At 50.7% G+C, this 17477-nt stretch carries 12 protein-coding genes; 9 read left to right on the top strand and 3 right to left on the bottom strand.

Annotated features, from left to right (window positions below; translation table 11 throughout):
- Positions 1-45 precede the first annotated feature (45 nt).
- The gene (gene glpO / locus EKM94_RS06980; protein ID WP_125599555.1) at positions 46-1896 is read right to left on the bottom strand and encodes a type 1 glycerol-3-phosphate oxidase; all 1851 of its coding nucleotides are present in this window, start codon (positions 1894-1896) and stop codon (positions 46-48) included.
- 208 nt (positions 1897-2104) lie between these two features.
- On the opposite strand from glpO, the gene EKM94_RS06985 reads away from it, so the two are divergent.
- The 4 genes from EKM94_RS06985 to EKM94_RS07000 all read left to right on the top strand — a co-directional run bounded on the left by EKM94_RS06985 (position 2105) and on the right by EKM94_RS07000 (position 7281).
- The gene (locus tag EKM94_RS06985; RefSeq protein WP_125599557.1) at positions 2105-3148 is read left to right on the top strand and encodes an oxidoreductase; all 1044 of its coding nucleotides are present in this window, start codon (positions 2105-2107) and stop codon (positions 3146-3148) included.
- Positions 3149-3784: 636 nt separating this feature from the next.
- The gene (locus EKM94_RS06990; RefSeq protein ID WP_125599560.1) at positions 3785-5452 is read left to right on the top strand and encodes a peptide ABC transporter substrate-binding protein; all 1668 of its coding nucleotides are present in this window, start codon (positions 3785-3787) and stop codon (positions 5450-5452) included.
- Between the two features lie 247 nt (positions 5453-5699).
- Entirely contained in the window at positions 5700-6368 is a 669-nt protein-coding gene (trhA, locus tag EKM94_RS06995) for a PAQR family membrane homeostasis protein TrhA (protein ID WP_125599563.1), read from the top strand.
- 319 nt (positions 6369-6687) lie between these two features.
- On the top strand, positions 6688-7281 hold the full coding sequence (locus EKM94_RS07000; protein WP_125599566.1) for a lipoprotein BA_5634 family protein: 594 nt from the start codon (positions 6688-6690) through the stop codon (positions 7279-7281).
- Between the two features lie 287 nt (positions 7282-7568).
- On the opposite strand, the gene EKM94_RS07005 is transcribed toward EKM94_RS07000, so the two are convergent.
- A complete protein-coding gene (locus tag EKM94_RS07005) occupies positions 7569-7952 on the bottom strand; it encodes an OsmC family protein (protein WP_125599568.1) in 384 nt (127 codons plus the stop codon).
- A 254-nt stretch (positions 7953-8206) separates the two neighbouring features.
- Between EKM94_RS07005 and EKM94_RS07010 the strand changes: the two genes are divergently transcribed.
- The 3 genes from EKM94_RS07010 (at position 8207) to EKM94_RS07020 (ending at position 14917) form a co-directional block, all read left to right on the top strand.
- Positions 8207-9874: a glycoside hydrolase family 13 protein gene (locus EKM94_RS07010; RefSeq protein ID WP_125599571.1), complete on the top strand. Its 1668-nt coding sequence runs from the start codon at positions 8207-8209 to the stop codon at positions 9872-9874.
- A gap of 355 nt (positions 9875-10229) precedes the next feature.
- Positions 10230-12572: a glycoside hydrolase family 65 protein gene (locus tag EKM94_RS07015; protein WP_125599574.1), complete on the top strand. Its 2343-nt coding sequence runs from the start codon at positions 10230-10232 to the stop codon at positions 12570-12572.
- 170 nt (positions 12573-12742) lie between these two features.
- On the top strand, positions 12743-14917 hold the full coding sequence (locus tag EKM94_RS07020) for a glycoside hydrolase family 65 protein (protein WP_125599577.1): 2175 nt from the start codon (positions 12743-12745) through the stop codon (positions 14915-14917).
- Between the two features lie 457 nt (positions 14918-15374).
- Here the strand turns inward: EKM94_RS07020 and EKM94_RS07025 are convergent, their stop codons facing one another.
- Entirely contained in the window at positions 15375-15788 is a 414-nt protein-coding gene (locus tag EKM94_RS07025) for a hypothetical protein (RefSeq protein WP_125599580.1), read from the bottom strand.
- A gap of 970 nt (positions 15789-16758) precedes the next feature.
- Between EKM94_RS07025 and EKM94_RS07035 the strand changes: the two genes are divergently transcribed.
- Both EKM94_RS07035 and EKM94_RS07040 read left to right on the top strand, forming a co-directional pair.
- Positions 16759-17025 carry a hypothetical protein gene (locus EKM94_RS07035; protein ID WP_125599586.1) on the top strand — a complete coding sequence of 89 codons (267 nt, stop codon included), beginning with the start codon at positions 16759-16761 and terminating at the stop codon, positions 17023-17025.
- 91 nt (positions 17026-17116) lie between these two features.
- Complete coding sequence (locus EKM94_RS07040; RefSeq protein WP_125599589.1) at positions 17117-17365, top strand: hypothetical protein; 249 nt, start codon at positions 17117-17119, stop codon at positions 17363-17365.
- Positions 17366-17477 lie beyond the last annotated feature (112 nt).

Below are 17477 nucleotides of genomic sequence, written 5' to 3' on the forward strand. Positions count from 1 at the left end.
ATCATTTCACTGTTGGCTTCGCTTTTCTTAGTTGCGATGTGCGGCTTAGCCCAGGGTGGCGTGGCTCTGACCGGCCTTAAGGTAGGTCAGGTTGCTTTCGCGAAGGACTTGATCGAGTTGTTGGGTCATGCGCTGAGTTTGATGAGGATTCCAATTGAGTTGGCGCGCCATTTCATCGATAATGGGCTGTTTCAGCGGGGCCAATGAATCCGCCTCGAACAGGATATGGTTGGTCCGGCGCAATAGGTAGTCCACCGGGGTCAAGACCATTTCTTCGCGGAGGCAATAGTTCAGCATTAAGGTTTCGGCCAAGCTCAGACCTGCGGCGGGTTGGGTGGTGTGGATCATCGTGAAGATCTGCAAGGCGTTAGAGCCGAAAAGGTGGGCGATTTTACGGGCGTCTTCAGCGGCTAGACCCAGAGCTTCACCTTGATCGCTGATGAGTTGGAGCTCAGGCTGAACGTTGCTTGGGTTAATATCGCCACCGGAGACCCGTAGCTTGGTTGAGTCGATCGGTTGAAATTGTTGATGGAAGCGCGTCTTCATTTCCCGAAGGATCATTTCCAGCGCGCCTGCGGCCATGCGGCGATAGTCGGTGATTTTGCCACCGGAAAGAATGATCAGTCCATCGTCGGCCATGTGCAGCGAACTGCCGCGGGAGATCTGCGAAGGCTTTAGAATTTTCTCGGAAAGGGTCTGCTCACTGGCCATCACCGCGTCGGCAATGTCGTCGCGAGTGGCGCGACCTTGATTATAGTTATTAACGCTACCAATCACTTCATCCACGCTTTGGTCGGTAATATGGCTACCGCCGCCGCCGTTATAATCGGAACTACCATTGGAGGCGATCAGCGGACGAATGCCTGCCCAGCTTGCTTCGATGTCCGCCAGGGTGATTTTGGCCTCGGGGAAGCGTTGATTGACGATCGTTAACAGATAATCCAGGTCGTCTTGGGTGATCTGGGGATGGCGCAAGTCGCCGCGATAGTCGGTGTCGGTAGTGCCGAAGTAAGTCTTCCCAGCGCGGGGAATCACGAAAATCATCCGTTCATCATGATGGCGGCTATCGAAGTAGAGCGGTTGGGGTACAGGCAGGCGGTGCCAGTCCACAACAACGTGGATCCCCTTGGTCGGCCGCAATTGTTTCAAATAGGGAACTTGCTCGTCCAACTGATCGATTTGGTCGACCCAAGGCCCCGCCGCGTTGAGCACCAAGCGGCTATGAACGGCAAAACTGTTGTCGCTGAGCAAATCGTCAGCGGTCACGCCACACACATGCCCCTGTTCATCGTGAAGGAAATTGGTGACTTTGGTGCGGCTGACCATTACCCCGCCAAAAGCCGCGGCTTTCTTGATGTTCTCAATGACCAACCGCGCGTCATTATTGGTAAAGTCGAGGTAGGAACCTGCGCCTAGCAAGTTCTCGGGATTCAACTCAGGCACTTGGGTGATCACTTCGTCCCGGGTCAAGGTGAAGCTGGTCAGACGGGGATCGTGAATCATAGCCAACTGATCGTATAGTTTCATGGCGACTTTAACCGCGAACATATCGTAGGTGGCGTCGGGTTCGTTATATATAGGTAGTAACATCCGGATCGGTTGCGGAATGTGCGGCGCGATCTGTTGGACCTTGGCCCGTTCCTGGACCGTGTCCGCGACCACGCCCACATCGAAGTTCTTGAGGTAGCGAATGCCGCCGTGGACCATCTTGGTCGAGCGTGATGAGGTGCCCTCGGCGAAATCTTGCATCTCCAACAAGGCCGTCTTTAACCCTGAGGCCGCGGCCTGCAAGGCGACGCCAGCGCCGGTGATACCACCGCCAATGATGACAAGGTCAAACGTCTCGTTGGCAAGTCTCTTCAAATTGTCTTGTCGCGTTTGTGCGGAAAACGTCATCACAATTCCTCCAAATAATCTTTCTCTCTTAATTCTAAGGCACTCCAGCAAAATTGCAAGCGACCTTTTGATTTTTTGTGAAAGCGGATCCGCGCTGTTGGTTACGGGCTTGCCAAATGAATGATGGCTGTCACTGTTTTTATGGTCGGAGAAAACGTACAATGAAGGTAGCAATAACGGACCGACAATAAATCCTGAGGTGATTGAAATGAAGTTAACGATGGCAATAGCTGGTTTCGGAAAGAGCGCGAATCGGTATCACTTGCCATATTTAGCGCTCCGTCCTGAAATCAAGGTCAAAACAATCTATGATCACGGCTTTCGCCACTATCCCGAGGCGCAACAAGCTTGGCGGGAACAAGGGGTGACCTTGACCAAGGACTTCCAACAAGTCTTGACCGATCCGGAAATTCAGTTGATCACGCTGACCACCCCTGCCGCCACTCATTATCAGTTGGCTAAAGAAGCGCTGAATCACGGCAAAAACGTCCTGGTAGAGAAACCATTTTGTCAAACGAAAGCCGAGGCGGCTGAACTTCTGGCCTTGGCCCGGCGCAAAGGGTTAGTCGCGATGCCTTTCCAAAATCGTCGTTTCGACAGTGACTTCTTGGTGCTGCAGCGCGTTTTGCAGGTCGGCTATTTGGGACGGCCGTTAGAGGTTGAGTCGCATATGGATCACTATCGTCTGCAAGCAACGCAAGTCAACGGCGCCATGATCAATGGTCAATTCTATGGCCTTGGCGTGCATACTTTGGACCAAATGGTGGCGCTGTTCGGCACCCCGAAACAGGCCTATTTCGACATTCGGCCCCAACAAAATCAAGGTGATCTGGATGACTATTATGAAGTCGACCTGTTTTACGAAGGCTTTAAGGCCAAAGTCAAGTCCAGCAATTTGGTGGCGACACCATACCCTAAGTTTCTCCTGCACGGCACCCAAGGTAGTTTCTTGAAGTACGGCATTGATCAACAAGAAAACGATCTGAAGGCCCAGATCATGCCAGGTACTGCCGGATTCGGCCAAGACGATCCCAGCGCCTATGGACGTCTGCATTATCAAAATAGTAATGGGGATTGGATCGATAAGTCGCTGGCGACCCCGACTGGTGACTACGGTCGGGTTTACGATGCGATGCTGGCCTCAATCACTACCGGCGCGCCGAAGTTGGTCAGTGATCAAGAATTGCTGACGGTGATGGCCCTGTTGGAGGCCGGTGCGGCCAGCGCCGGTCCACACGTGGTCACCTTGTAGTTAACGTTCACCGTTTGCCGCGATCGCTTCGCTGGCCACGGCCGATTATTTCCCGGGAAATAATTTTGGTAACCTGGTGGAGATTAAAAATTACCGGTCTTCCGTTTGCCCGGGTGCGACACAATCAGTCCCCTGTCATGATGCGGACAAGAATCGTTGTTTCTGAGGAAGATCAGTAGTACCAAGTCAGCTGACACAAAATTGTCGCCTGTCCGGAAAATATTGACGGAAATGGGAAATCAAATTATTTCCCGGGAAATAATCCTCGCTCGAATGGTTAATGGTTGACAGGCTTACTATTAACAAGTATCATGAAGTCAATTAAGAAACGGGAGGTCCTAACAATGTCAAAGTTTACCAATAAATTAAGTGGATGTTGCCAATGCTGTTGTGGCACAAACTCTCTGCATAGTTGGGACCGTCAGAATTCAGTTCAGCGATGTTGCTGAACTTTAAAATTTTGGTTAGGCGTAACTGTGCACAGAATTGATTTGTGCGCAGTTTTTTTATGCGATTTTCTGGCGGTGGGTGGGTCATCACCGTATTGCCAATCGGTGAATCGGATGTGTGGATGTAACTGAGAAGGATTTAGGTAGGTGCTAGTCTGATGCTAGTAATAAATAATGAGGTGTAAAGATGAACGGGCGAAAATTTATTAAAACAGTTGGTAGTGTAGTGGTTCTAGGCGGGCTTTTGTTGCTGGCGGCTTGTGGGCAAAAGCAAGCAACGACCACAACCAAGCAGAATGCGGGTCAAGTCTTGCGGTTGCCGGTCGCGGCGCAGATGAATACTATTGATATCTCGGCTTCCAGTGGTTATGGCCAAACGGGGAATATTTTCGAAAGCTTCTATCGCTTAGGTGAGAATGGAAAAGTGGCGCCTGGCTTGGCTAAATCGGTTAAGGTCAGCGCTGATGGGTTACAATATACTTTCACTTTACGTCAGGCGAAATGGAGTAACGGCGATCCAATTACCGCCCAGGACTTTGTCTATTCATGGCGGCGCACAGTTACCCCAGCGACGAAATCCCAATACGCTTATCTGTTTGATGGCATCAAGAACGCCAATGCCATTAACGAAGGCAAGCAGGAGCCGCAGACCTTAGGCATCTCCGCGCCAAATGATCAGACGGTGGTTGTTCAATTGGAGAAGGCCATTCCTTATTTCAAGGTCTTGATGGCCTATCCGTTGTTTGGACCGCAAAGCGAGAAAATCGTCAAGAAGTATGGCAAGAAATACGGGACGAATTCTAAGTACATGGTTTATAGCGGCCCCTTCAAAATGACTGGCTGGAAGGGGACCAACAATAGCTGGCAGTTCGTGCGCAACAATCAGTATTGGGACGCGGACAAGGTCAAGCTGGATAAGATCACTTACGCCGTTGTGACGAACGCGCAGACCAGTTTGGACTTATACCAAAGCGAGAAACTAGACTTAAGTAAACTGTCCAACGAACAAGTTCCGACCTATGAGAATGATCCAGAATATACCCAATATCCATATTCCTATGTCAGTTACTTAAGTTATAACTACGCTAGCCCCGACGCTGACAAGAAAAAGATCTTGAATAATCGGGACGCACGCTTGGCGATTTCCTTGGCGATCAATCGGAAGCAGTTGACTAAGAAGGTCTTGGGGAACGGCTCCTTAGTCCCAACCGGTTTTGTCTCCACTGATCTGGCAAAGAGCCCCAGTGATGGCGTTGATTTCTCCCAGGATCAGAAGACCAAAGGTACCATGACCTATGACTTGAGCGCGGCGAAAAAACATTGGGCTGCGGCTCAGAAAGCTACTGGAGTCAAGAAGATCACCTTAACATTATTGGCGGGCAATGATAACGGTGACGACCCGTCAACGAACATTGTCATCCAATATTTAAAGGGTCAGTTGGAAAAAGAACTGACAGGTATGACGATCAAGATTCGGGCCGTGCCTTCCAGTGTAGCGTCGAGTGAACGGCAAGCGGGCAACTTTGATATTGCCTTGACTGGGTGGGGCGCAGACTTTAATGATCCGATTTCATTCTTGCAGATTCCGGAAACCGGCACGCCTTATAACTATGGTAAATACAGTAACGCGCAATATGACGCGTTGATCGCCCAAGCCTCCAACGCTGACGCTGGCAACGCCGAGAAGCGCTGGTCCGATTTGGTTGCGGCTAGTCAAATGCTGATGAAAGAGCAAGGCGTTACACCGTTATACCAAAGTGTTTATTCCTATTTGCAGAAATCAACGGTCAAGGGTATCATTCATAACACCGCAGGCACGCAATGGAATTATAAATACGCAACGGTCGGCAAGTAAGGTGACCAGTCCTTGGGACAACTAAGAATCATGAATCAGTTCTTTTGAATTAGCTAATTTGAAACGTCAGAGTGAAGTGTTAGATTGAATGAGTCAGATTGAATGAGCCAGATCGAAGAGTCGAATCGTCGCTTAAACGATTTGACTCTTTTTCTGTCATCTGGTTTTAAAAACCAGATGTTGTGCTATAATGGGGTGAAGATAACGATAAACATGACATCGGGTTTTAGAAATGAGGTTAGCTGATATGACAACAGCAAAAAAATTATTTGTCGCACCGCAACATCCTACTAAGCGTTACCAGATTCTCAACGAGGTTTTTTCGGCAATCACCCATGGCATTGGGGTGGGGCTGGCAATCACGGCGCTGGTCCTCTTGGTGCTCAAGGCGAGCGGCACGCAGGATACGATGCGGATCGTAACGTTCACGATCTACGGGGTTTCCTTGGTGGTGTTGTACCTGTGCTCAACGCTTTACCACAGTCTGATTTTCACGCGGGCCCGGCACGTTTTCCAGATTTTTGACCATAGTTCGATCTTTATCCTGATCGCCGGCACGTACACACCCTATACTTTGGTGGCCATTGGTGGCTGGCAAGGTTGGGCGATGTTTGGCGGTATCTGGGGTCTGGCGCTGCTAGGAATTCTGTACAAAATATTTGTGGTGGGCAAACATCCGATTTTTGAAACGCTGCTTTATGTTGTGATGGGGTGGCTGGTGATCATTTCGGCCAAACCTTTGGCGGCGGCAATTGGGATGAAGGGATTATGGCTCTTGATTGGCGGCGGGATCGCTTATACCTTCGGCGCGTTGCTTTACAGCATGCGGGGAATCAAGTTCATTCACGTGATCTGGCATTTATTCGTCCTCTTGGGCTCGATTCTGATGTTCTTCTCGGTCTACTTATACGTTTAAATTCGTTTCGCGCTTTTAGAAGTGAGTTGAATTTGGTCGCTTTGAGTCGATGCCGGACCTTTGGTAGCAAGCCGCACTGGGCGAGTTAAAGTAGGAAGGTCTGAGCGTAACGGCGTTATAGCGGCGAATGAGCTTGCTATCAGTCACAACAGGTGGCAGGATCACCACGGCTGTCTGCTAACGTTGGTGTTGACGGCTGCTAAACGCGGTCTCGGCGCTATCTAACAGAATTGTTCGTTTGCTGTTAGGCCAAGCCATGGCTGGTCACGGCTTTTTCAGGTTAAATGGAGATAATCAAGTTTAAGCGGAGGTTTCCATTATGAAAAAGCTTTTGACCCTGATTGTGACGCTGACGGCGGCGATCGTTGGTGGCTACTTCTTGTACGCCCACTTCGGTCATCGTCCTGTTCACGGCTTGGTGATCGTTGATCCGCAAGCGACGCGGCTGACCACGACTTTGGCCGAACAGAAGGCGGAGATTGAGACGCAGTTGATTTTGACCAGTAAATATCAGAAATCCACCGACACATTGGTTCTTTCTAAGCGGCAAGCGCAGCAATTAGTCGCGCGGAAAGGTCTGAAACAGGTTACGCAGAAAGGCAAAAATGATTATCGTTTTCGGGCGTTGACCCAGGTGCCGCAGGATTTACCAGCAGTCTATTCCAAGAATAGCGGGGCCAATAAAGTTGTGGACCAAAGCGGTGTGGTCTATCGGGCCGCGACGCAGGGCTATGTGGTGTTGGGCCAATCGTCTATGTTTACCAAGCAGTTGCTGATTCTAAACGATCGTGATTATCAGCGGTTTCATGGCAGCCAAGTCCACGTGGCCGTACTAACGTTGAAGGATGACGCGGCCGATCGGATCAGTCGCTTTGACGGGGAGTCCTTACAGATTTTCGACCAAGATCTCTAACCGCAACGAACTCACCGCAACGAATTCACCGAATGAAGTCAGCGCACGAACCCAGCGCAACGCACCCACTACAACGCACTCAGCGCTCACGGCAATGGCTGGGTTGCACTTGCAGACAGGTAATCGGCGCCCGACTGTCGCTGAAAATACGTGCTCGCTAGGAAAACATCTGATCGCTAGCGGTCAAATAAAAACCCTACTAACAACATTTCTGACGCATTGGGCGGTCAGGATGGTGTTAGTAGGGTTTTTGGATTGAATCGCGGATACTGACTGATTCTTGGGTCTCAGACGAGGACCAGCTGTTCGGTGATTTTGATTTTTGGATCCAAGGATTGGGTCACGGGGCAGTTGGCGGCAACGAGGCGGAGCGCACGTTGGGCGAGGCCTTGCTTGGCTTCTGGGATCGTGACGTAAAAGGTGATGGTCATCGCCTGCACTGGGTTGACGTTACCATCGGGATCGCGGTCATAGCTGACGGTGGTCTTCTGAAAAGTGTAAGGGATCTTGGAGTTGGTGAGGATTTCTTGATAAACATAGCTTTCGCAGACGGCTGCGGCGGAAACCAGCGCTTGGACTGGCGCGTAGCCGATTCCACGTTTGAAGGTCCAAGTTTCGGTTTGGCGATTTTGTAAGCCTTGGTCGGTTTGGTCAAAAGTGAGTGTTTCCATATTTTAGCGTCCTTTCTGTTGGTGGTCACTGTCTAGTTTAACAGGTTGATCGCCAAAACGTCAGGGGGTTCACTTGGATCCGGCGTTATAACGGCGTTGTGCTGGACAACGCGGTACCAGCGTCCTGTAGTGGCGGCTAGAAATCTTGCCCGTGAATTTCTTGTTGAAAGGGGCAGTTTTGGCTTGCAAAGCCGTACCAATTCAACTAATCTTAAGATAATGAACAGTTAAGAATTCGACATGGAGGTTTTTGTATGCAAAAGCATTGGTGGCAAGAAGCTGTCGTATATCAGGTTTATCCCCGCAGTTTTCAGGATACGAACCGCGATGGCATTGGTGACTTGCAAGGCATCATTCAACATTTGGATTACATCAAGACGCTTGGGGTCGACGTGATTTGGCTCAACCCAATTTACAAATCTCCCAACGACGATAATGGTTATGATATTGCGGATTATCAAGCGATCATGCAGGATTTCGGCACGATGGCTGACTTTGAAGAATTGTTGAAAAAGGCGCATCACCGCGGTTTGAAGATCATGATGGACTTGGTGGTCAATCATACTTCTGATGAGCATCGCTGGTTCGTCGAGAGTAAAAAAGGCCGCGACAATAAGTATCGTGACTATTATATTTGGCATGATCCTGTTGATGGGCATGAGCCTAATGATTGGCAATCGTCATTCAGCGGGTCGGCGTGGCAATTTGATGAGGCTAGTGGTCAGTATTATTTACATTTGTTCTCCAAGAAGCAACCGGATTTGAATTGGAAGAATCCGGATGTGCGCCAATCGATTTTCACGATGATGGCGTGGTGGTTGAATAAGGGCATTGATGGCTTCCGGATGGACGTGATCAATTTGATTTCGAAGCCGGATAGCTTCTTGCCAGACAGCACCGGCTATTTGCCGCCAGTGGCCAATGGTCCTTATGTCCACGACTACTTACTGGAAATGAACAAGAAGGTATTGTCGAAGTATGACATCATTACTGTTGGCGAAACGCCTGATGTGAAGCCATATGACGCGATCAATTACGCTGGCTTTGATCGGCATGAGCTGGAAATGGTTTTCCAATTCGAGCACATGGGTGTGGATCAAGATCCGAAATTCGGTAAGTGGAAGCCACGGAAGTTCAGTTTGCCTGAATTGAAACGGATCATGAGTAAGTGGCAGATGGAGTTGAACAATAAGGCTTGGAATTCACTTTATTGGAATAACCACGACCAGCCCCGGGTGGTTTCCCGCTTCGGCGATGATTCCACGCCAGAATATCGGGTGTTATCCGCGAAGATGTTGGCGATCGCGCTACATTTTCTCCAAGGAACACCGTATATTTATCAAGGCGAAGAACTGGGTATGACCAACGATTATGATTTTAATTCGATCTCGGATTATCGGGATATCGAAGTGGTCAACGCTTATCGCGATTTGGTTGAGCAACGGCATGAATTGACCAATCAGGAGTTTATCGCGGCCGCGCACAAAATGTCGCGGGATAACGCGCGGACACCAATGCAGTGGGATGGCTCGCTGAACGCTGGGTTTACCGGCGAAGGTGTCGATCCCTGGATCGCGGTCAATTCCAACTATACCGAAATCAACGCGGAGAAGGCGTTAGCTGACCCCAACTCGATCTATTATTTCTACCAACGGATCAATGGGTTGCGCCATCAGTTCCCGGTGATCGTTTATGGGAACTATCAATTATTGTTGCCTGATGATGAGCGGATCTGGGCTTATCACCGTCACGATAGCAAGCAGTCCCTGTTGGTTGTGACGAACTTTAGCGCCGACACGGTTCAGGTTGACTTGCCTGATTTGAAGAATGAAGCGAATGTTTGCTTGATCAAGAATTATCCGGACGATCAAGGGCAGACGTTACGTCCGTATGAAGCCAAGGCTTATTTGTTGGTAAAATAGGCGTGGTGACAGCGGTTTGGTCAGCGGTGCGGTGGGCAACCCCACTAACGCCAGGGGCTAATTCAAAATGCTTTTTGCAACGTGCTGTGCACGACTGATTTTTTTACGAGACTTGCTGAGTATCAGGGCAGGTCTCTTTTTTTCACGCTGGGCCCCTGTGGTTGGCTTTGATCAGCAATCAGACTAGCTGTCGGTTAAAAAAACTTGTCTGGTTTTGGAACCGCTTTGTTTGGCGCTCGGCTGATCTGCGCCGTATGATGAAGCAAAAGAGCGGATGCTGGCGTTATGGCTGGATGTAGCGTTATAACGCAGCTGACGCCGGTGAACACGTTTCAAAACAAACGAGGCGAGCACAATGCATAGCACGATCAAATATTATCCCGATGATCCTTGGCGACTGTCAGAGGCTTGTTTTGATCCCCGTAATCTAAATAAATATGAATCGATTTTTGCGCTGGGCAATGGCTACTTGGGGACCCGCGCGGCCACGGAAGAATCCTATTTGGGTGAGCAGCGCGACACATTTATTGCAGGTAGCTTTGATAAGTTCGGCAGTGAGGCCAGTGAGTTGCCCAATCTGGCCGATATTTTCCAATTGAAGATCCTCTTGAATGGACAATTGCTGGACCTGACTAGCGGCACCGTGACCGCCTATTTGCGGACGCTGAACTTGAAGACAGGAGAGCTGACCCGGGAATTCGTGTGGACGATCGGCGGCGCGGCTTATCAGTTCCGCTTTTCCCGCTTCGTTTCTTTGGCGAATCGGCATCTTTTGGGCGAAAAAGTTCAGATCACGCCTTTAACAGCGGCGGCGCAACTGAAAATGACGGTGGGGATCGATGGGCAGGTGACCAATCGGGGGACGCAGCATTTCAATGACGATATCAAGCGGCTTTATCCGGAGCACACATTGCAATTGCTGACCCAGACCAACACCTCGCAGATCAATTTCGTGATCACCTCCAGTCATCGCTTCGACGGCGAAGACTCGCAGATGATCGATGCCAAAACGGCGATGCTCCGGCGGAAACTGGTCTCCACCTACCATTTGACCTTGGCGGCTAAGCAGACTTTGAATTTTGAAAACATTTCGACGATCTACACGTCGCGGGACAATGATTGCGTTTATCACGATCGTCAAAGTTTGCAGCAGCGGGGGCTGGATCAGGCCAAGGCGTTACGGGACCAAACCTATGACCAACTTGTTCACGCGTCGGCCCAGGCTTGGCTGGATCAAGTTTGGGGGCCATTGCCGCTGGTGATCACGTCCACGGATTTCCGGGATCAGTTAGCGCTGAATTTCGCGCGCTATCACTTGCAGATCATGACGCCGGCCCACGACCCGCGAATGAATATCGGCGCGAAAGGCTTGTCTGGCGAAGGCTATAAAGGTCATACTTTTTGGGATACTGATTTATTTATGCTGCCCTATTTTATTTTCACGGCGCCGGCTGTGGCCCGTAGTTTGGTCACTTATCGGTACTTGACCTTGCCTGGCGCCCGACAAAAAGCGGCGGCGGATGGTTACACGGGCGCCCAGTATCCTTGGGAATCTGCCTGGATCACGGAGGGTGAAACCGCGTCGGTTTGGGGCGCCACCGACATTGTCACTGGCAAGGCGACGAAGATTTGGTCAGGTTTCATTGAACAACACATTACCGCGGACGTGGCTTTTGGCGTGAATGAATATATCGAAGCGACCCAAGATCAACAATTCGCCCGCGAGATGGGGACGGAGATCATTTTGGATACGGGGCGGTTTTGGGCCAGTCGGCTGGATTGGCAGGGGGCCAAGCAGCGTTATGAGATCCGCGATGTGATTGGGCCTGATGAGTACAAGGAGCACGCCAACAATAATGCCTTTACCAATTACATGGCGCACTGGAATATGTCGTTGGCCTTGGAGTTGGTCAAGAAATTGCCGCAAACGGATCCGGTCTTGTACGCTCGCTTGGATCAGCAAATGAATTTGCATAAGTTGCATGAGGACTTAGGGACCAAGTTGCCCTTGTTGTACGTGCCGGAGCCTAATCAAGACGAGATCATTCCGCAAGATGACGCTTATTTAAGCAAGCAAAATATCGACCTGAGTAAATATTTGACTTTGGGCACGGTGGACGAATTGTTTGATCATTTCAGTTTGGACCAGATCAATGAATTGCAGGTGACCAAGCAGGCCGATGTGATCTTGCTGCTGTACATGTTTGAGGATAAATTCGCCAAGTCGGTCAAACAGAAGAATTGGGATTATTATGAGCCGCGCACCACCCATGATTCCTCGCTGTCCCGGTGCACCTACACGAATTTCGCCGCCGATCTGGGGTTGGACGATAAAGCCTATTGGTATTACCAACAAGCGCGCGATATCGATCTAGGTCCCAATATGAAAAGCAGTGATGCCGGCGTTCATGCCGCTTCTCTCGCCGGGATCTGGTTGATGACGATTTTCGGCTTCGGCGGCGTGCGCTATCTTAATGGCAAGCTGCGGGTCGCGCCGAATTTACCGGCCGCCTGGCAACGGTTGGATTTCTACCTCTGGTGGCATAGCCAAAAACTGCATTTCGTTGAAGACGCCAACCAAGTCACGGTGCTCAACGTCACCGCGACAGCTAACGTTTCCATCTGCGCCAACGAACAAAATTATCCCGTGCCCACCGACCAGCCCTTGGTGATCAAACGGCGTGGGATCAACGAGTAGGGGGCACATCGACGCGCGATAGGAATAGGCTGATCGCGGACTTATGAAAGCGGTGTCAATAATTGCCAGGCGGGGGCCTAAATGCTATGCTGAAAGAGCATTGATCGCCGCACGAATCCGACTCATTTGAATGCGCGCGGCGTGATCAAGAATTTAGGGAGGGCGAGCAAGTGGCAAATCCATTTGTATTGAAATTGCAGGATCTGAAGAATCAGTCGGCGGCGAATGTGGCGACGATTTTCTCACAGGGGAATGGGAGTTTTGGCGTGCAGGCGACGGATCCGTTGGTGGCCAGCGCGGGCACGATCATCAATGGTTTCTACGAGCAGGCGCCAATCACCTATGGCGAGACGGCTTACGGCTACGCCAAAAATCATCAAACGATCATCGCGTTACCCTCATTGCGGCAATTGCAACTTGAAGATCAGGCGGGGCGTCCGGCGGTCAGTTTAGGCGCGCAGAGTGTTGCGTTAGATATGGCCACCGGGATTTTGACGGCGGTTTATGGCGTGAGCTTCGCGGCGGCTGAACCGGCGGCGTTGACGTTAACGGTGCGCTCTCTAATTGGTGAGGCGGATGCTGATCTGTCCGCTTATTTGTTGGACTATCAGGTGAAATCGTTGACTTACCAAGGCGCGCTGACGTTGACCAAACCAGGGTTGGCCTTGGCCGCGACAGCGGCGGCCGCCGTGGATCCGGACGATCCGCGGGTGGTCGATCGGGGCAGCAAATTGACCAGCGCGACCTTGGCGTCAACCGCGCAGACGCTCACTCAGACTATCACGACGCAAACCAGTCAGTTAACGGCGCAGGTGCAAATGGCGGGGATCGGGACCGATTTGCGGCGGGTGGTGCAATTATCGCCTGGCGCGCAGTTTGAGCTGACTTATTTGGCGCAGCTTGATTTCGCTCCCCATCGAGATTTACAACCCGCGACGGCTGCGACAGTCACAGCGTTACGGCAACGAACAGCGACATACTGGCATGATTTCTGGGCGGCGGGTGAAGTCAAGATCAGCGGCGATGAGCAATTGGATCGCGGCCTCCATTTCAATTTGTATCAATTGTGTCAGTCGGCGAATCGGACTGGCGCGTACAGTATTGCCGCGAAGGGCGTTTCCGGACCAGGTTACGAGGGCCATTTCTTCTGGGATACGGAAATGTACATGCTGCCCTTCTTCACCTACACCCAGCCGAAAATCGCCCGGGCCTTGCTGAAGTTTCGCTACCAACAACTGCCTCAAGCGCGTCAACGTGCTCGGGAGTTGGGCGTGTCAGCTGGGGCGTTGTTCCCTTGGCGGTCGATCAATGGGCAAGAGGCCAGCGCTTTTTTCCCGGCGGGGACGGCGCAATATCATTTGGACGCGGACATCGCTTATGCGGTGGGACTTTATTATGAAACGACCTTAGACGACCCCTTCATGGCTAAATACGGCCTGCCGATCCTTTGGGAGACGGCCCGCTTTTGGCAAAACTTCGGGGCTTGGGGTGAGCGCGACGGCCAACGGTGCTTCATGTTCCATGATGTGACCGGGCCTGACGAATACACGGCGCTGGTGGACAACAATTATTACACCAACCGCATGGCGAAACATAATCTGGAATTGTTCCTCAAATACTATCCTCAGTTTCAAGCCTGCGCCCAACTGCCAGTGACGGCGGCCGATTTGGCGGCCTTGCAGGAGATCGCGGCGGGCATTTATTTGGGCTTTGATCCGCAACGACAATTAACGCCTCAGGATGACACCTTCTTGAACAAGCCGCTTTGGCCACTGGCAAGTACACCCGCCGCCAACTTCCCCTTGCTGCTGCATTATCACCCGTTAACGATCTACCGCTACCAAGTCAATAAGCAGCCGGACATGTTGCTGACCAACTTGCTCTTTCCTGGCGAGAAGTCACCGGCGCAACAGGCTCGCGACTACGCCTATTATGAAAAAGTCACCACCCATGACTCCTCGTTGTCCCGTAGCGTCTTCGCCGTTTTAGCGGCGCAGTTAGGCTATGATGACGCGGCTTACCAATACTTCTTGGACTCAGCGCTACTGGATCTGACCGACTTGCAGGGCAACACCAAGGACGGCCTGCATATGGCCAATCTAGGCGGCAGCTGGTTAAGCGTGATCTACGGTTTTGCCGGCGTTTCGCTACAAGATGGCCTGCTTCACGTCAATAACCATTTGCCGCAGAAATGGTCCGGGCTGACCTTCCGCTTGAAGATCGCCGGCCGCCAGTTACAAGTCCAGCTGACCAAGGACAAAACAACAGTGGAACTTCTCAGCGGCGCGGCATTAGAAGTCGTGATCGCCGGTCAACCAACTACGCTGGAGGCGCAAGCCGAGTAAGAACAACAGAGCAACTGGCGGTCCAGGCTTGATTGAAATTCGTTTTCCTGGGTCTAGGATTTTTGGTGTTGAAAGCTGATTTCACACCAGGAGTTCTAAATCTTTTCCTAGACCAGTTCTTTTCAGAAAAATAGTTGGGATACTCACGCCGTTTTCTGAAAGAAATCAAATCAATCGCACACAAAAACACACCAGCGGGCAACTGGTGTGTTTTCTTATCTATGGGGTTTGTAGAGGAGAAACTCTACGCTCATTCTTGTCTTTGGAGGAGTAAGAATGAAATGAAAAAGTTGGGTTATTACTATGGGCTAGCTTCAAAGGAGGGGTAAGTCCTTCGAAGCTATGAGTACAATATAACCGCAAAATGTGAAGAAAGTTTGACGTTAGCCTTAAGGAAAGGTAAATCAGACCAAGGACTGAGACGTTTTCCGTACAATGACCGAGAGGCAATCTCCTACTAATCTAGATCAGTTTTACTTAATAGGTCAACTAAGGTCAAAAGGTTGGGATGCTGGTCAGAATATCTACCGGTAAGTTGGTCACGATCAAAAAACGCCTGACTTTTAATCGTGAAATTTAAAGGTTGTTGGGGCCGACTGACCAAGGTCACAAAATGGTGGGCCCAAGTAGGGTGATCAACCGTGAAACTGAATGTAATCGGCGCTGGCGCCAATGCCTGGATCCGTTTATTGGCCCGGGCCGTTGCCGCATCATTGGTCCACAGTTCGTCATCCAGAAGCATAAATCGCTTGGGGCCGGCGCTGACCGTTAGATCCACTGCCTGCCCTGCGCGATGATATCGCTGTAATTGCTGGAACAGATCCGCTAAGGAATAATTAAGTTGCGCTGTCATGAGTTTACTCGCTTTCATCGCTTACTTTCAAAGTCCTCTTCAGTATAGGAAACTGCCTCGCCAAAAACAAGCCACGCGCCCGCCCCGCTTGGGATGGCTTGAAAGTATGATGCTCGCAGCTTGCGCTGCGCGTGGCGTTGGTGGTTGGCAAGTGTGGTGGGGCTCCAGGTCGGGCTGGGGGTGGTGGAACGCGGCGGGCACGATTTTGAGCTTTTCGGAAGAGCGCCGAAAATCTCAAAACTCGGCCTTATTGTAGGCGATAAATCGCCAACAATAATATCGCGGCTGACTCACCCCCAGCCCGACCTTCCGCCAAACGAGTAAACAGACCACCAGCGCCACGCTCCGCTCCAGCCGCTCAACGTTAACTTATTCGTTTGAGCCCTTACGCCGTCTGGCAAGCTATGGTCAATTGATGGGGAGCCACGTAATTGACGACCGTGGTTAGTGGTTACAAGCTTTAAATTGGTGACACCAGTACAGTCTGTCTGATGAACAGAGTTAGTTCTCAGTGAATCAACTGAATCGTGCGGGTTCTACCCAGGGATTGTTAAGGAAACAAGTAGAGACTGTTCAGCCTACGCAAAATGTACCGACCTACTGATCCAAATTAGTTGTCATTGCCGTACCATCCCAAAAACGTGCAATTGTTTGACCTCTCGCTCGCAAAACCACTTCGTCAGATACCCAACTTCAATTGCAGATAAGCTCAATTCCGCCTAGCAACCGCCTCAGGACGTGTGGCTCAAAACAGTGCCCACTGCGTTCCAGCCACAACAAACGTCCTGAGGCGGTTGCGTCACCATCCAAACCCGGCATACCTGCAATTAAGCACAGGGCCTCTGGAATCCGTTGGTGTTGCCGTACCACCACAAAAAGGGCAATTGTTTGATCTCTAGCTCGCAAAACCACTTCGTCAGATCCTTCGTCTTGATTGCAGATAAGCTCAATTCTGCCTAGCAACCGGCTGGGACTGCGCGGCTCAGTGGTGAAATTGTCCTTGGCGGCTTTGCCGCTTAGGACAAGGCTCGATTTTGAGACAAGCCGCGGGTTTTGCGGATTGGCTCAAAACGATGCCCACCACGTTCCAGTCCGCATCAGCAGTCCCAGCCGGTTGCGCTCACGCGCAACACCCACCAAACCCGCAATCAAGCGAAGAATCAAACATAGGAAGCCGGTCGTTTCCAAAGCAATTCAAACAATACCCGCCAAGTCCACGACCAATCACTTTTTCTCCAAGAATCTTCTTGAATAAAGCCGCTTATCCCCACGCCCACCCCTTGAAACCCAGTGACTTGACCGCTAAGCTTTTAATCAAAGACCGAACTGATGGGGGGATAAATGTCATGTTAGAGCTTGCGGTGGAAATCTTTGCGGTGGTGACCTTGGCCTTGTTTATTTTGATAGAGGTCAACTTTCGTTTGCCACAGCGCTTGTTTGAGTTCTGTGCCTTGGGATATATCATGGGCGGTCTGATTTTGTTCGCGGCTTTGGTTTTTCTAATACCAGGGGCAAAACGATATTTGATCGTGGTTGATTTCGGAATCTTGTTAATCGGAACGCGGTTGTGCCTCCGTTATCAGCAACGTTATTAAGCGGTTGCGTGGTGAGCGCTTGATTTTAAATCAAGCGCTATTTATTTTAAATACTTAGTGCTTGTAAAAGCCAGATAAATCAGGTAAGCTTTTGCCATTCAAGGGAGAGGGG

This window comes from Lapidilactobacillus achengensis, from assembly GCF_003946655.1.
GTDB lineage: Bacteria > Bacillota > Bacilli > Lactobacillales > Lactobacillaceae > Lapidilactobacillus > Lapidilactobacillus achengensis.

Bases quoted from the DNA above. Each gene is read 5' to 3' on its own strand.
- glpO (WP_125599555.1), bottom strand. From the start codon at position 1,896: ATGACGTTTTCCGCACAAACGCGACAAGACAATTTGAAGAGACTTGCC.
- EKM94_RS06985 (WP_125599557.1), top strand. From the start codon at position 2,105: ATGAAGTTAACGATGGCAATAGCTGGTTTCGGAAAGAGCGCGAATCGG.
- EKM94_RS06990 (WP_125599560.1), top strand. From the start codon at position 3,785: ATGAACGGGCGAAAATTTATTAAAACAGTTGGTAGTGTAGTGGTTCTA.
- trhA (WP_125599563.1), top strand. From the start codon at position 5,700: ATGACAACAGCAAAAAAATTATTTGTCGCACCGCAACATCCTACTAAG.
- EKM94_RS07000 (WP_125599566.1), top strand. From the start codon at position 6,688: ATGAAAAAGCTTTTGACCCTGATTGTGACGCTGACGGCGGCGATCGTT.
- EKM94_RS07005 (WP_125599568.1), bottom strand. From the start codon at position 7,952: ATGGAAACACTCACTTTTGACCAAACCGACCAAGGCTTACAAAATCGC.
- EKM94_RS07010 (WP_125599571.1), top strand. From the start codon at position 8,207: ATGCAAAAGCATTGGTGGCAAGAAGCTGTCGTATATCAGGTTTATCCC.
- EKM94_RS07015 (WP_125599574.1), top strand. From the start codon at position 10,230: ATGCATAGCACGATCAAATATTATCCCGATGATCCTTGGCGACTGTCA.
- EKM94_RS07025 (WP_125599580.1), bottom strand. From the start codon at position 15,788: ATGAAAGCGAGTAAACTCATGACAGCGCAACTTAATTATTCCTTAGCG.
- EKM94_RS07040 (WP_125599589.1), top strand. From the start codon at position 17,117: ATGTTAGAGCTTGCGGTGGAAATCTTTGCGGTGGTGACCTTGGCCTTG.